Raw genomic sequence first — 16,272 nt, 5'->3', positions numbered from 1 at the left:
TGCTAGCCCTCTAGCTTCGACTTGTCTCGTACTGCACCCTTGTCAGCACTGGTTGCCATACTCGCGTACGCTTTGAGTGCAAATGAAACTTCACGTTGGCGGTCAACTGGTTTCCAGCCTAGTTCGTCTTGTTTTGCACGGCGCTCAGCAAGTTCTTGTTCAGACACTTGGAGTGAAATTGAACGGTTTGGAATATCAATTGCGATTATATCGCCTTCTTTTACCAGGCCAATTGCACCGCCGTTTGCTGCTTCAGGAGAGGCGTGGCCGATAGAAAGACCTGATGTGCCGCCAGAGAAACGGCCGTCAGTCAGAAGTGCACACTCTTTGCCAAGGCCCATCGATTTTAGATAAGTGGTTGGGTAAAGCATTTCTTGCATGCCCGGACCACCTTTAGGGCCTTCGTAACGGATAACAACCACGTCGCCAGCTTTTACTTTGCCGCCTAAGATGCCTTCTACGGCGTCTTCTTGGCTTTCGAAAACTACGGCTGGGCCAGTGAATTTATGAATGCTCTCATCCACACCAGCAGTCTTAACGATACAACCATCTAATGCGATGTTGCCTGATAGAACGGCTAGGCCACCTTCTTGGCTAAAGGCATGATCGATAGTACGAATACAGCCTTCCGCACGGTCGTCATCAAGGCGATCCCAGCGGCAATCTTGTGAGAACGCTTGAGTAGTACGAATTCCCGCAGGACCTGCGCGGTAGAACTTAAGTACTTCTTCGTCTTCAGTTTGGATGATGTCGTATTTCGCCAGCTGCTCTTTCATCGAAAGGCCAAGCACGGTGCGCGCATCATTGTGTAGAAGACCTGCACGATCTAACTCACCAAGAATTGCCATGACGCCACCAGCGCGGTGTACGTCTTCCATGTGATATTTCTGGGTAGATGGTGCCACTTTACATAGGTGTGGTACTTGGCGTGATAGGCGATCGATATCTTCCATATCGAAATCCACTTCACCTTCTTGCGCTGCAGCCAACAGGTGCAAAATGGTGTTGGTTGAGCCACCCATTGCAATATCCAGTGCCATCGCATTTTCGAACGCATCAAACGTAGCGATGTTGCGTGGCAGTGCTGATTCGTCATCTTGCTCGTAGTAACGACGAGTCAGTTCAACGATACGACGACCTGCATTAAGGAACAGTTGTTCACGGTCAGCGTGCGTTGCCAGCATAGAACCGTTACCTGGTTGAGAAAGACCCAGTGCTTCCGTTAGACAGTTCATTGAGTTTGCAGTGAACATGCCTGAACACGATCCACACGTTGGACATGCGCTGCGTTCGATCTGCTCGCTTTGCTCATCAGACACTTTTGGATCCGCGCCTTGGATCATCGCATCTACAAGGTCTAGTTTGATGATCTGATCAGAAAGCTTGGTTTTACCCGCTTCCATTGGACCACCAGAAACAAAGATAACCGGGATGTTGAGACGCATAGATGCCATCAACATTCCCGGAGTGATTTTGTCACAGTTAGAGATACATACCATGGCATCGGCACAGTGCGCGTTGACCATGTACTCCACAGAGTCTGCGATCAGTTCGCGTGAAGGCAGTGAGTACAGCATGCCGCCGTGACCCATTGCGATACCATCATCAACCGCGATGGTGTTGAATTCTTTTGCGATGCCGCCGGCTTTTTCGATTTCACGCGCTACAAGCTGGCCCATGTCTTTCAGGTGTACGTGACCCGGAACAAATTGAGTAAACGAGTTTACAACGGCGATGATTGGTTTACCGAAGTCTTCTTCTTTCACACCCGTTGCACGCCACAGTGCTCGTGCACCCGCCATGTTACGACCATGTGTGGTGGTAGCTGATCTATATTTTGGCATTTCCTAATCCTTCTTACTTCTGTTCTGGGTACACATAGTCTAACCAGCCCCACTTATCTTCCGTGGTGCCGTCAAATAGGCCAAAGTAGGCTGCTTGTAGTTCTTTAGTGATTGGGCCGCGTTTACCAGTGCCCACTTCAATCTTGTCGATGGTTGCCACTGGTACAATCTCAGCCGCAGTACCTGTCATGAAGACTTCATCGGCAAGGTAAAGGGCTTCACGAGCAATGTTCGCCTCACGTACTTTGTAGCCTTTATCGCGTGCAATTGTCATGATCGAGTCACGAGTGATGCCCGGTAGAATCGCGCTAGTTGCTGGTGGTGTAGTGATTACGCCATCTTTGATAACGAAGATGTTTTCACCAGCCCCTTCCGATAGGTAACCATCTACGCTTAGCGCAATACCTTCGTCGTAACCGTGACGACGCGCTTCACCACCAACCAGTAGTGAAGATAGGTAGTTACCGCCTGCTTTAGCCGCAGTTGGGATGGTGTTTGGCGCAGCGCGATTCCAGCTTGAAATCATCGCATCGACACCTTTTTCTAGCGCTTCTTCGCCTAAGTAAGAGCCCCAAGGAAATGCTGCAATGATTAGATCCATCTCAGTGCCAACTGGTGGACATACGCCTAAGCCAACATTCCCGACAAAACCCAATGGACGAATGTAAGCGCTGTCGAGTTTGTTTTGGCGCAGTGTTTCGCGGGTCGCTTCCATGATTTCTTCTACAGAGAAAGGGATCGGAAAGCGGTAAATCTTGGCAGAATCTTTTAGACGTTGTGCATGCTCACGGTGACGGAAGACAATTGGGCCTTTTGGTGTGTTGTAACAGCGCACGCCTTCAAACACGGATGTACCATAGTGCATTGCGTGAGTCAGAACGTGAACGTTCGCCTCTGCCCATGGAACCATCTCACCATTAAACCAAATGAAATCTGCAGTTTTCGTTGCCATTTGTTGCCTTCCTTATGCACTTACGTGTTGTTGTAAGTTGTGATTTGGCAGTTCATCGTTGCGGATTTTTAGCACCTCAACCTTACGAACGTCCCACAACTTCTCTATTTGATTGATCAAAAACGAGATTGGTCGATCGCTGTCGACGATGATCTCGACGCTGGCTACTTTGCTTTCGTGGTTTTGCGTAGCAGCGACTTGTTTGATCACGAAACCTCGGTGACGAATCACACGTAGAACGCGCTCCAACAGTACCGGTTTGTCATCGGCTTTGATGTCGAGTAAATATCTGTCCATGCGATTGTCTCCTATGTATTTTCCAACATATCACTGTTTGATGCGCCAGGTGGCACCAATGGCCACACGTTTTCTTCTTCATCAATCAAAACGTGAAGCATGTAAGAAGTTTCACTCGCTAGCATCTCTTTGAGAGCAGGTTCGACTTCTTCTTTCTTGGTGATGGTTTTGCCCGGGATATCGAATGCTTTTGCTAACATCACGAAATCTGGGTTGTCATCAAGAATGGTTTCACTGTGGCGACCGTCAAAGAACAATGACTGCCATTGGCGAACCATGCCAAGACGTTGGTTATTAAGAAGGACAATCTTCACTGGAATCTGCCGACGCTTCAGCGTGCCCAATTCCTGAACGTTCATCATAAATGAACCGTCACCTGTAATAAGGATAGACTGATCATCAGGACGTGCGACTGCAGCGCCCATCGCTGCTGGCAAGCCAAAGCCCATGGTGCCAAGGCCAGCAGAAGTGATAAAATTTTGTGGTTCGCGTGGCTGGATATGTTGCGCTGCCCACATCTGATGCTGACCGACGTCGGTCGAGACAATTGAGCTATCTGGCATCATGTCAGACAGTTGTTTAAGCAATAGCGGTGCGTAGATTAACTCGCCTGGGTGGTCGTAACGCCACTTAAAGCCGCTGCGCAGACTTTCACTGTGATGAACCCACGGTGAGATATCTTGAGTCAGCTCTAGCTGAGGAAGAATGGTGTTGATGTCGCCACGTAATGGTGCGTTGGCGTGGCGCAGTTTATGAATCTCCGCAGCATCAATGTCGATGTGAATCACTTTCGCATTTGGTGCAAACGTATCGAGCTTACCCGTCACACGGTCATCAAAACGCGCGCCAACCACGATCAATAGATCGGCTTCTTGAACCACTAGGTTGGCGGCTTTGGTGCCATGCATACCCAACATACCAAGATAGTGGGGATCATGGCGTTCAATGGTACCGAGGCCTTTTAATGTGCTAACTGCAGGCATTGGGTTTAAGCGAAGAAATTCGCGTACTGCATCGGTTGCTTTCGCAAGTTGCACGCCACCACCAACATACAACACTGGGCGAGTAGATGCTGCCAGCACATCTTGCGCACGTTTGATATCTTCAGCGCTGACATCTTCGATTGCTGGTGCTATGTATGGAGGAAGAAGGTCTGTAGGTGCTTGAGCGAGTTGAACGTCTTTGGCGATATCGACAATGACAGGACCCGGACGACCGGTTTTTGCGACCTCAAAGGCTTCGGCAAGTGTCGGAGCTAGATCTTCAATTTCGGTCACGAGATAGCTGTGCTTAGTACAGGCTAGGGACATTCCGATCACATCCATTTCTTGGAATGCATCGGTACCGATATGAGAGCTAGCAACCTGGCCTGTGATGGCAACTAGAGGTACGGAGTCAAGGAAAGCGTCGGCAAGGCCGGTAACAAGGTTAGTGGCTCCTGGGCCAGAAGTTGCCATGCACACAGCAACGTCTTGAGTGGAACGAGCCATCCCGATAGCTGCCATAGCGGCCCCTTGCTCGTGACGGCATAGGATGTGTTCCACCCCACCGTCATACAAAGCATCATAGATTGGCATGATGGCCCCGCCGGGGTAGCCAAAAACGGTTTCGATGCCTTGCTGTCTTAAAGCGGCTACGACAAGTTGTGCACCAGTCATCGTAAACCTCCTTTGCTACGTTGTGGCTCGTAGCGATTGCCATATTTATTGCACTTCATGTGCACTCCCATTCTTCCCGTTAAACTGTCCGAGGGTTAGACAGATGACAACTTGTAGTTGTAAAAAAACCCCCGGACTTTTCAGTGCGGGGGTTTTTTGTAATTTGTGGTTACCTTTCGCCCACAATACCCCGCGCGGTGCCAATAATGACCACGATAATCAGGGCTAGCAGTGCGTTGATATGAGCGAAAAGGTTCATCTGTCTGTCGTTCTTTTTTCGTTAAAAAATGTTGTGTAATGTTCTACGAAATTGTTTGCGTCATTAGTGGTATCACACAATTCCGCTGCATGACAAGCAAAAAGTCATTCTTTTTTCACATTAACTCTCAATTGGGACGCGGTATATAACATAACCAACTAGATAAAACATTTGTTTACAGAGTGTTCAAAAAATTGAGGAACGTATGGGGCTGGCAATCATTCATAGTCGAGCAAGCGTCGGGGTGCAAGCGCCATCGGTTAGTGTAGAAGTTCATATCAGCAACGGCATGCCAGGGTTTACCTTAGTAGGCTTGCCAGAGACAACGGTAAAAGAGTCCAAAGATCGCGTACGCAGTGCGATCATTAATTCTAACTTTCAATTTCCTGCTAAGCGGATCACCGTGAACTTGGCTCCGGCAGATCTACCCAAGGAGGGAGGGCGTTTTGATCTTCCTATTGCATTGGGAATTTTGGCCGCTTCGGAGCAAATCGCGACAGATAAGCTCAAAAACTACGAATTTGTTGGTGAGTTAGCGTTATCTGGTGGTCTGAGACCTGTAAAAGGTGTGCTGCCTGCTGCGCTGGAAGCCAGTAAGATTCAACGTCATTTGGTCGTCCCACATGTGAATGGCGATCAGGCGGCGCTGGTGGGGAAGGAACAACATAAATCGGCCCAATCATTACTGGAAGTATGTGCCGAGCTTTGTGGTCAACATCGACTGAATCTTTTTCAAACGCCTAAGCGAAAAACGATCGAAAAACATGGTCGAGACTTACAAGATATTATTGGCCAACAACAAGGTAAGCGAGCACTGGAGATTGCTGCCGCTGGAAACCACAACTTACTTTTCCTTGGCCCGCCAGGTACTGGAAAAACGATGTTGGCTTCGCGTTTGTGTGACTTATTACCGGAAATGAGTGACGAAGAAGCAATGGAAACCGCTTCGGTGGCATCGTTGACTCAGAGTGAAATTAATGAGCATAACTGGAAGTCGCGTCCGTTTCGTTCTCCGCATCATTCAAGTTCAATGGCGGCATTAGTCGGCGGTGGTTCGGTACCCAGACCAGGGGAGATCTCTTTAGCCCACAACGGGTTATTGTTTCTCGATGAAATGCTAGTAATCCTAATAACTAAAAATTATCAAATTCACATTAAATTATTGAATAAAAATAATTTAAATGCATTTTGGTGCCCTCAAATTACATTGATAACAATCACTCTGAAAATTAATATGGCTGTTAGTTGTCAATTTGTGAGGTTTGGTTGTGAATGTAAAAACACTAAATGAGCTTTCTTTATTAAAAACTGCACTGTCAGTCGAATACTCTAACTACCTAACACTTGCTGCTGAATCCTCAATCAATCCAAAGGAAATTCAGGCAGTGTTGAATCTTTATGCAGCTTACTGCTACTTGGTTAAACAAGGTAACTACAGTGCATTGGAAATACTGAATGATTCAAGCTCACTTAATGCACACTTCCAGTCGCTCATTGGCTTTTTTTATAGCAATGATGATATCACTATCAATCGCGGATATGACTTAGGCAATCAACTCAAAATCCTTTTCCGCTACATTGCGCAAGATAAACATTTAACTCTTGATGAAGTAAAGCTTTCGAGTTTTAAAATCACAGAAGACGTTTCGAGCTGTCTAGCTCAGTTCAGAGAGCTTAATATAGATAAAACAAAAGCAGTCTACCTTGATGGTTGGCAGGTGCTGTCAAAAGAAGGTAAAGAACATGAGGCTCATCTGGATACGCTTTATGTTAATTTTGGTGAGGCATTTACCAACAAGGTTCATCTAGCTCTTAAAAACTATGCATTTACACAAAAATCATCATCTCTGAACCGTGCATTAAATGAACTCAAAAAACTCTTTGTGGGCATCTCCACTGTTTATAACGACCGAGACGGACTAACAATAGAAACCCTTCTAAGTCGTAATCATGTGCAGCTACTTTTCCATAAGGTGTTTAAAGTGCTATTTGTGCGCTCCCAAGCTGAACAGAACTGCCCCAAGAATTTTTACACTAAATGGCGAGATACCATTAGCTATTATACCGAGTGCTTTATCAACGCAGGTGTTTTTGCTGAACCTCACAAACCATTCATCGTTCCAGACTGGAAAGATCCAAAAGATGCAGCGCCCACCTTTTCAATTGGTGGCAATGCTACGCAGCCAGAAAACCTTCGATGGTTTGCTAACATTCCACTCAAAATTAAAGATGAAGAGGCTGTTTCAATTATTCAGCAACGTGTAGACCGAGACATGGCGCATGTCAGGCATGTGTGTCTCTTGAAATTTGAAGAGCTTTTAGAGCGAGAAGATAGAAATAAAGCTTTTCAGAGCACAGGCTTAGTGAAACCATTAAGCGGCACGCTCGGTTATACACAATATGTGAACTTTGTCGGTGAAGATAAGTTAGATAATACAGTAGCAACCTTTTATGCGCACGGCATCGCTGCAAAAGATACTAGCTATTTATCATTTTTGGGGTTTGCAAGTGATGCTCGCCAACTCAACACAGAGTTAAATTTACCAACCAAATCAACACTGAATGTTCTTTTGACGCTTCTTGTGATGGAGCATCCTCTGATAACACCTTCTTGGTTAGCAAAATGGGACTTATTTGATGTAAATGGCAATATGGTGGGCTATAAGCAGGTTGGTAATCGGCATATTGCGGTCAGTTACAAATCACGCAAAGGGTCTACCAATGCGCAGCAAGAAGTAGTGCTCAGTGAGTTTTCTAAATCTATAGTTGAGTTCTTGATACAGCACACACGCATGAGCCGTGAACACCTGAAGCAGAAAGGGGATGTGAATTGGCGAAAGATGATTTTGACTGCAACCACTACCAATGTGATACGCCCAAGCCGTCTCAATACCACTCTTCACTCAGCAAATGATTTTTATGATTGGCTTCAAGATGAAACACTCTTTGATAAGAGCAGCGACATAACCTTGGAAGATGTCCAAGCCATCTCCGATATCCATTCGTTACGTTCCATCAGACGACACCGAGGCTTTCAAATTTATTTGGACACACGTTCAATGGATGCTGTTGCCGAGGCGCTTGGTCATGAAAAGAAGGATGCAAACCTACTGACATCTTACCTTCCTAAGCCGTTAATGGACTTCTTTAATGCACGTTGGATACGTCAGTTCCAGAACGCTATTTTACTTGAAGCCATGAAAGATTCAGTGCATCGACTTGATGCTGTGAACATGAGCGCTCAAGACATTGAGGAGTTCTTGAGTAATCACGGCATAAGCAACATTCCAGAGCATTTCGATCATGGCTTTACTCAGCAGACGACTACTGACAGTGAAGTTTCAGAATTATTAGGGTTTGACCGGTTAACATACACTATATCGACACCACTTTTGCAGTTGTTGATGGCGATACGCTTTGTTGTTGATAGTAGTGATGATGAGGAATCTTTTTTAGATATAGTCGCTCACTGGTATCAATCAGCAGTGTTTGTTTTAGATACCTTGAGTTCAGGCAAGCATAGTGCGGATGATGATTTAATGGGAATGCTTGATATTGCAACCAATAACACACTGGATACTGACTCGATTAAGGGAGCGCTGCTATGTTAAGTGTTGCTATCGACAATTCCTCTATTGCTAACCTCATTGAAAACATCGTGGAAGACCATTCGCTTTTGAATAGCCTAAGTGCCGAGACTCTTGAAGATATTATCAATTTCTCAGTAGCAAATGATGACTATCGAGCATTAGATATCATTACGAATATCCATACAGGCATCTACGGTTACGATGACAGACAGCCCGAATGGTTAGAATCCAGCTTTCCTGAAAACAAGTGGGTACTAACATTTGGCAAAACCCCAAAAACGATACATTGGGACACGGTTTACTTAGATGATGGTAAGAAACTCACGGATAAAAAACACCAAAAGCTGTTAAACAGCTTTAAATACTGGATTACGGTAGCAGATAATCCACTTGAGAACGGTGGGAAGATTTTTAGTCCAAGAACTGCTTATCAAAAAGTCACCAAAGTTATCGCTCTCATCAATGCCATCTTGCTGCACGCGAAAGAATTGAAGCTAGCAAAATATCATCTTCTGAATGTTAATGATGACTTTTGGCTGAACATCTTGACGAAGTACGCCGAGCACGGAAATTTTCAAGGTGTGTATGAGATTGAAAAACATACCAAGGTATTACTTAATAACGCTTCTCAAAGCATTTCTGATACAGACGCACAAGCGTTTAAAGAGAAGTTCCCCTACGTTACACAAGACATTGCGGAAGATGAAAGTTTCTTATTTTTAGCAGAGAGAGAGAAGGCGTGTGCTTGGCTTTTTGAGCAAGGTTATTATCACAATGGAGAAATGATAAAATACACTGGCAGCAGTGCTGCACTAGGTAAGCTGTTGTTTGATGGCAAGATGCTTTATCACGACATAAGCCTACCTAGTTATCCAGAGCTTCATATCAAAGCGGCAAGGCGAAACTCTGAGTATAGAGCGGTTGAGAATAAAGACACCTCAACAGGCACTATTCAAACGACTATCTCAGCATACATTGAAGCAATTCGATTGATTCATACCAACCTTGAGCGTGAAGATGCGGCAAACCCTTCAATCTTGTCCGAGCGTGTCAGTTCAGGCCACATTAGCCAGTTAGTTAGCTTAAAAAAAGCAGGACGCACTCGCACCTTACCGCCTGCCTTTGTGTTTAATTTAATTCGTCAGTGCTATGAGTTTGTCAAAGAGCATCTACCTACAGAGGAAGGTTCTACTACTTTACTCGATGAAACATTAAGTCTGCTGTCTACAGCAAGAAGCAAATCTACTGCAAAACATTCCAATACATTCCGACCACAACAAAGCGCCCTAGATTGGAATGAAGTATTGCATCGAGATATGTCTAGCACAGAGCGAGGGTACTGGTTTCAAACGGAGGCAATCAACTGCCTGAGTAGTGAATACCTTAAAAAAGGGGTAAAGCAGGTTCGAGCCTTTGCTCATAGCGTTGATAATCGCTTTGAGCGGATTCGAGCTAATGAGAGCTTGTTTGATTTGTTCTCGGTACTGCAAGGCGCAATACAAGTCTTAGTGGGTGCAATCATGGCTCGAAGACAAGATGAATTAATCAAGTTGAAGTCACATGGCAACCTTTCACCTAATGTAAGTCCCTTTTCAGAAGCGGGTGCAAAAACAGAGTACAGCCTGATATTTGGGGTAAAAAAAACTGGGTCAAAAGGAATAAATGCAACAATAGAAAGACCAATTCCCTTATCTATCGCAAGGTTCATTTGGCAATTGGAGCAATTTAACATTAAAGCGAGTGAGTTGGAGTTATGCAAAGGAAAGTTATCTTTGCTTAACAGCCTCAATTCAAATTACTCGCAGTTAAGTCAGGTTGCTCACACGACATATAATGCGCACCTAGATTCTGTATGCGATTACTTAGAAACGGACTTGGTGGAGTACGAAAACGGTGAGTATCGCCGTAATTATGTCCGTCAGCACCAATTGAGACGCTTCTTTGCTATGGCGTTCTTTTGGTCAAAAGGATTTGATGGAATGGATGCTCTTCGCTGGATGCTCGGACATTCAGATATGGAGCATCTATATCACTATATCTCTGAGTCGGAAACTGGGGCGGTATTAAATGGAGCTAAAGCCAGTGTAATTGTCCGTGGTGTGGTCGATTCTACTTCTGAACTTGCGAAGCTAGAAGGTATCGAAGAAGTTCGCAAAATCATTGCAGAGCGCCTGACAGGTGATAGTTCAACGCCCATCACTATAGAGTCAGTGAGTGAAGCCGCAGAAGATTACGATGATGAGTCTTATCTAACCGTCCCTCATATAAGCCAACTTCAAAAAGAGCAGGACATCGAAACAGAGGTTATTCAGCTTTTAGAAGAAGGTCGAATCACACTTGAACCAGAGTTCTTCACCATCGAAGGTGATGATGGAAAGACAACTCAAACCTTTAATCTAATTTTAAAAATCAAAGACCTTGATTGAGGATTGGGACAATGAAAGTTTTAGAGAAAAACCAAACGAAAATACTTGAGACAGAAAAGCTGTTAAGGGAAATCATCACAACCCCTGCTGAGTTTAAAAATGATGAAGAACTACTAAAGGCGCTCAAGTCTCAATCGGGTATCGCTAAATATCAGAATCAAGAGCGCAACATCACATCATGCTCATTAAACACGGTCAAAAGCATCTCAGAAGCACTTCTGGAAAGAGGTTTCTTATCATTAGATGAACTTCGCATTAATGCAAAACTGGCGATAGAGGCTGCACATCACGATGAGAAAGCTTCCAAAGGCAACAAGCAAACTGTCGTGGGTTTAAAGCACAAAGTTTCTGAGCTTGAATCGGAGTTAGATGCTGCACAGCGCAGCAATTTTCTAACGCTTGTGATTATTTCGGAATTACGCTCCAAGTTAAAACAACTCGCGGTACATGAAGGAACAGTGGAGGAGCGACTGGAGCTTTATCGAGATCACAACCGGAAGATTGAAGCAGAGTTGAGCCATATGCTGGATGGCGAACTTTTGAGTTCGAAGCTAGAACAGCTCGCGGATCTAATTGAAACTTTGAATGGAGAAGTTTAATGGCGGTTCGTAAGCTTAAAGACTTTGAGCAATGGAGTCATCTTGGGTTCGATGGCAAGCTTGTCTTTCGTAAACCTCTGGACATTCCTTTCATAACCTACAGTAATCATACTCCTTGCTATGAAGCCAATGCCTACATCCATAGTTTGATGGTGAGAAACTTAAAAAGTGACACTATTCGAGGGTATGCCCACGATATCATCCACTTGGTTCACTTTATTGAAAAACAGCCGCTATTGAGCCGATTTAGCCAACTTACAGACGCAACATTCACCCTTTTCGTTCAGTCACTGCAGGCAGAGAGAACGCCACTTGGCGAACTAAAACGCAAGAATAACTCCGTTATAAAGATTGCCCATACCTGTCTGGATTTTTTGCAGTTTATCCAAGCGTTTCATGATTTGAGTGCTTTTATTGGTAAAGACAAAGGCAATTCAATTCAGATACTTGAAAAGTATTACAAGCGCAAACAGGAAGGCTCTAAAGGGTTCATTGAAGGAACTAAAATTACGCACCCTGCTGTGCCAACTAAAGATGAGATCAAGAAACGTCATCCAGTTTCTTCTGATGATGCTTTGCGTGTTTGGGAACATATAAAGACTCAGGAAAACAAAGATAAACGTAGAAGAGACATGGCGTTATATACTGCAATGGAGCAGTTGGGTGGTCGAGTGTCCGAGCTTCATTTGATTAAAATTACCGATTACGAGGAAGCTAGACGCACAGGTATGCTCACTCTTACCACCTTAAAACGCAAAGATGATAACACCACTCGAAAGATACCTGTCCCACACCTTTTATTATCGGTGATTGCGGATTACATCAAAGTTCGCAAGAAAGTCATGAGGAAGAAAAAAGCTCAGCATGACTACCTCTTTATCAGCTTAAAAACAGGTCTACGCCTATCTGCCGATTCATGGACAACGTACATAAACGCATGGAAAAAAGAGCTTGGTATCGAAGGAGAACTGCACCCGCACTTGTGGAGACACGCTTTCATCACAGACAAGCTCAAAGAGCTTATTCTTGCCACTAAAGAAGTGAATGATAAGGACGAATTCCGAAAACATCTGCTTAATACACAAACATTTAAAATGCAGCTTAAGCAGTGGACAGGCCATACAAACCTTAGCTCTTTGGATACTTATATTGACCTTGCCTTTGCTGATATCCATGGCTACACAGAGGTTTATAATGCGGTATCTCTAAAGTCGAGTGTTGACTTAGCAAAGCGTCAGATTGAGTTGTTAGAAGAACAGATAGCAAGGAAGGAGTTAACGCCTACCGCAGCGCTCGGTGAGATGAAGAAACTATTGGCAGCTTTTCAATCTGATATAGATAAAAGCATAGTATCTTCGTCACAGTAAAAGCCATCACCAAGCGGTCATGTAACTCATTTTTGGACAGAAACGTTTTAGAACTGATGCTCTACAGATTTTCTGTAAGGTTAGGAAAAGTATGTTGAAGTTTTAGACGTTTGTATGTTTGAGCTAGATTTTACGGAACATTTTATCGAAATAGTCATAATCTCGATAACCATCAATCCCACTAAATCCAGCCAACATTTCCCAAAGCAACCGAGAAAGTTGCTTCAAGCTATCACCTTCAACACTAACGCCTTTGAAGGTAATAGATATAGTGTTTATCCTATGTAGAAATGAGAACACTTCGTCATCATCGACTTGTACGCTACCGAGTAAATAATATGTAGCGTCTTTAAATGCCTCAAATTCATTAAGAATGTCGACCAAGAGGTTTTTATCGATATTATTTAGGAACACATGCCAACGCTCTTGGTTTACTGTTACTTTTTCTTTGAAATAGACTTTAAATGCCTGAGGATCCATCAAATTTTCGATTAAATCAGCGCTGTCAGGCTCTCGGCATGCACCAACGATATGCATAATTAAATGACGTTTAAACTCTGCATATTGAGATATAAAGTGAGTTTTAACTCGCTTCTTGTTCTTTTGCTCCGGTAGCCAAACAACCAAAAAGTAAAACCAAATGCTTATGAGCATCCCACATGACAAGTTAAAAACAATCTCGTTCCCAAGTTTAAATTGCTGAAAAAGGAATCCAGCACTATCCAACAGGAGCTTTTCTTCACTACTTTTCAGAATTAGCAAGAGACAAAGAAAGCTAAGAAGCAGCAACCCTTTGTTCAAAAATTTCACTAACCATTTCCTCGAGAAACCTAACCCCCAAAGCAGCGAGCGCCGCTTTTTGGTGTCCGCTGCGTTTGCTTGTTAGGCATTTTATCTGTTGCTTGGATGAATTCGCTCTTTAAGAATGCGGATTAACTCATCAACAGATAATGGGCCAAAGTTCATGTTTTTTCGAATATCTTCGAAAACGGAAAGCATTCTTCCATGCCCATCCAAAGATGGACAATGAGAATTAAAATTTCTACCTTTGAACTCTTCGAATCGCTCTAAATCATTAACAATAAAAGATGCAATCCCCATATACGAAGATTCATTATTTCCGTCAAACCCAGGAAACTTAGGGTCTTTTCCAAACGGTTTCGCCGCCTCTTCTAAATGTACTTTTTCTTCGTCTGACAACTGCGCATAACTATGCTCAATAAAACTCCACATATCCAATATATCAAGGACCTCTCTAACAATTTCTGGATCATCTTGATCCTCAAAAGGTATCCCAGAATACTTCCATGGTATTGCCCATAAGTTATTACTAAAAATTGCGGACTGGATAAATTTTGGCTCAATTTCACCGTCTATTTCTAGGTTCTCATACAGTTCACTTAGCATCAGGAGTATTAGTTTTTCACCATCTGATATTTTCATATTACCTTCCAAGTTATTTAGCTGAGACAGGACGTTCCTGACGCTCGTCAGCGAGATCTTTCACAAAGGGCATGAAGCTATTAATCTTGTAATAAATCCTCTTCCCAACCTCTTTAATCGATTCTGGGTCAGAAGCATCTGATAACGCTTCAATATCCTCATTTAACTCATTACACAGTGCACTAGCTTTATTTACGAAGAGATCAGAGAAATTTGAGCTTTGCTCATTCAGAAACCTTGCATACTCCTCTACTTCCTTTGCGATGCCATGAAAGTCAACACCTTTTAGCTTTTTGATATTACATGACGGTCCTATCTTCGAAACAGCAGATAAAATTCTATCTGTTTGGGCATGAACTTTTGAAACTTCAACTAAACGTCTACGATCAATCATCTCGTCTCTAACTTGTACTGCCTGAGACGCGGAATCAGCAGCCTTACCAGCTTCGATAAATGCCCATATCGCAGCCCCAATAGATGCAACCGATCCTAGTATTGATAATATACTTTCCATTTTTTCCTCAGGTTGTTCTATAGGTCTTATCCTTCTTCCACTCACAAATTTCAGAATATGTCTGCATAATCGTAATGGTTCAACTAGGTTCATAATCTGCTATTAGTATATGTAGGTCAAGAATTGACATGAAAAAGTGTTCAACACGTCCGTACTAAACGATCTTGGGGCAAAGGCGTGTTTGCTATAGGCAGTTCATATCACCTCTGTCAACTTAAACCGACAGAGAAAAAAGTGACAAACTTTCTTGTAAATGAACGAACTATCAACAAAAGGGTTCCTGTTCTTGGTTGTCATTATCGACTGATATAACTGTAAGGTGTTGTCCTCGCGGTTATCGAACACCATGGGTACAAGTTTTATGTATCGTGGCTCTCGAAGAGGTGCTCCAATACTACGGACCACCCGATATCTTTATCCGATCAGGGCTGCGAGTTTACTAGCACTGAGTTCACACAGAGGTTGCTCAATCAGGGGGATATGGATCAACATGGACGGAAAAGGTCGCTGGATTGACAATCTTTTTTTTGAGCGACTATTGAGAAGTCTGTAATACGAGGAGATTTGCTTAAAAGATTACAGCACACCCCGTGAAGCAGAGCTTGAAATCGGGCACTACATGGTGTTTTATAATGAGGAGCGTAAACACCAGGTACTCAATGACCTCACCCTGATTAAGTCTACTTTGACAGACAGAGCTACGCTGCATGAGCTGGTTCAATCACTTAAGATATTGGCTTATGTGTCCAGCCATTGGGCTTCACTTCTCTAATCCGTTCATAAAAATAAGTTTCGTAGATGCGTAAAGATAACTTATACACCTTTGATAGCTGGCCTGTAGGTACGCCAGAACGCTTAATACACGGCTATTGGGAGTTGGGCGTAATGAGGCTTCACACATTTGATAGTGAATGCGGTAAAGAACTTCAAGATACGTACAATCGCATTAACCATGGACTGGGAGCTAATGTTGTGTACATCGACCTAACTTCAATGGGAGATGGTTATCGATACAAGTCAGAAATCTTAGATGTTATTCGAAGTGATCGGCAAACATGGGTGTGGTTCGTAGGCTGTAGAGCGCTTTTGGAGAGTTCGTTGGCGGGTTGGTTACGCTCTGTTTTGACGACATACAACCTAGACCACGTTCGAGTTGCTTTTGTGCTTGATAGCCGTGAGCAATTCAACCATATCTTTCAGGATTACTCAGCTCCGTTCTATCAATCTACCATAGCTCTGGATCTCTCAAAGAAGAGTTAGGCATATTCTTAGTTACTATTAAATATTTACTCTGCTCTTTAGCTCGTTCGTATAGATCCAGCC

The 16,272-nt window shown here is 43.7% G+C and carries 11 protein-coding genes and 3 pseudogenes; 7 read left to right on the top strand and 7 right to left on the bottom strand.

Features of this window, described 5'->3' with window-relative positions; genetic code table 11:
* Nucleotides 1-2: 2 nt before the first annotated feature.
* From ilvD to ilvG, 4 genes are read right to left on the bottom strand one after another with little or no spacing between them, the layout of a single operon-like run.
* Nucleotides 3-1,844 carry a dihydroxy-acid dehydratase gene (ilvD, locus tag R7040_RS18645; protein ID WP_132937262.1) on the bottom strand — a complete coding sequence of 614 codons (1,842 nt, stop codon included), beginning with the start codon at nt 1,842-1,844 and terminating at the stop codon, nt 3-5.
* A gap of 13 nt (nt 1,845-1,857) precedes the next feature.
* The gene (gene ilvE, locus R7040_RS18640) at nt 1,858-2,796 is read right to left on the bottom strand and encodes a branched-chain-amino-acid transaminase (RefSeq protein WP_025768922.1); all 939 of its coding nucleotides are present in this window, start codon (nt 2,794-2,796) and stop codon (nt 1,858-1,860) included.
* A 12-nt stretch (nt 2,797-2,808) separates the two neighbouring features.
* On the bottom strand, nt 2,809-3,093 hold the full coding sequence (gene ilvM, locus R7040_RS18635; protein WP_005378958.1) for an acetolactate synthase 2 small subunit: 285 nt from the start codon (nt 3,091-3,093) through the stop codon (nt 2,809-2,811).
* An 11-nt stretch (nt 3,094-3,104) separates the two neighbouring features.
* Nucleotides 3,105-4,751 carry an acetolactate synthase 2 catalytic subunit gene (gene ilvG / locus R7040_RS18630; protein WP_005378960.1) on the bottom strand — a complete coding sequence of 549 codons (1,647 nt, stop codon included), beginning with the start codon at nt 4,749-4,751 and terminating at the stop codon, nt 3,105-3,107.
* A 464-nt stretch (nt 4,752-5,215) separates the two neighbouring features.
* Between ilvG and R7040_RS18625 the strand changes: the two are divergent.
* From R7040_RS18625 to R7040_RS18605, 5 genes and pseudogenes are all read left to right on the top strand, one after another.
* Nucleotides 5,216-6,127: pseudogene (locus R7040_RS18625) on the top strand (YifB family Mg chelatase-like AAA ATPase); the annotation flags it as partial.
* A gap of 151 nt (nt 6,128-6,278) precedes the next feature.
* The gene (locus R7040_RS18620; RefSeq protein WP_131170361.1) at nt 6,279-8,621 is read left to right on the top strand and encodes a hypothetical protein; all 2,343 of its coding nucleotides are present in this window, start codon (nt 6,279-6,281) and stop codon (nt 8,619-8,621) included.
* Nucleotides 8,615-11,026, top strand: a complete 2,412-nt coding sequence (locus R7040_RS18615; protein ID WP_157629942.1) for an integrase — start codon at nt 8,615-8,617, stop codon at nt 11,024-11,026. Before R7040_RS18620 ends, R7040_RS18615 begins: the two co-directional genes overlap by 7 nt.
* 11 nt (nt 11,027-11,037) lie before the next feature.
* Nucleotides 11,038-11,565: pseudogene (locus R7040_RS18610) on the top strand (hypothetical protein); the annotation flags it as partial.
* Between the two features lie 59 nt (nt 11,566-11,624).
* Nucleotides 11,625-12,992, top strand: coding sequence for a tyrosine-type recombinase/integrase (locus R7040_RS18605; protein WP_131170363.1), 1,368 nt, complete (start codon nt 11,625-11,627; stop codon nt 12,990-12,992).
* 123 nt (nt 12,993-13,115) lie between these two features.
* Here the strand turns inward: R7040_RS18605 and R7040_RS18600 are convergent, their stop codons facing one another.
* The 3 genes from R7040_RS18600 to R7040_RS18590 form a co-directional block, all read right to left on the bottom strand.
* Nucleotides 13,116-13,802, bottom strand: a complete 687-nt coding sequence (locus R7040_RS18600) for a hypothetical protein (protein ID WP_318096929.1) — start codon at nt 13,800-13,802, stop codon at nt 13,116-13,118.
* A gap of 81 nt (nt 13,803-13,883) precedes the next feature.
* Nucleotides 13,884-14,435 carry a YfbU family protein gene (locus R7040_RS18595; RefSeq protein WP_100661857.1) on the bottom strand — a complete coding sequence of 184 codons (552 nt, stop codon included), beginning with the start codon at nt 14,433-14,435 and terminating at the stop codon, nt 13,884-13,886.
* Nucleotides 14,436-14,448: 13 nt separating this feature from the next.
* On the bottom strand, nt 14,449-14,949 hold the full coding sequence (locus R7040_RS18590) for a hypothetical protein (RefSeq protein ID WP_100661858.1): 501 nt from the start codon (nt 14,947-14,949) through the stop codon (nt 14,449-14,451).
* Nucleotides 14,950-15,220: 271 nt separating this feature from the next.
* On the opposite strand from R7040_RS18590, the pseudogene R7040_RS18585 reads away from it, so the two are divergent.
* Nucleotides 15,221-15,660: pseudogene (locus tag R7040_RS18585) on the top strand (transposase); the annotation flags it as partial.
* A gap of 87 nt (nt 15,661-15,747) precedes the next feature.
* Entirely contained in the window at nt 15,748-16,209 is a 462-nt protein-coding gene (locus R7040_RS18580; protein ID WP_318096928.1) for a hypothetical protein, read from the top strand.
* Nucleotides 16,210-16,272 lie beyond the last annotated feature (63 nt).

The sequence above is a fragment of the Vibrio sp. 1069 genome (genome assembly GCF_033340555.1).
Note: the sequence above shows the minus strand (reverse complement) of the source record. Positions and strands in the feature narration are given on the sequence as shown.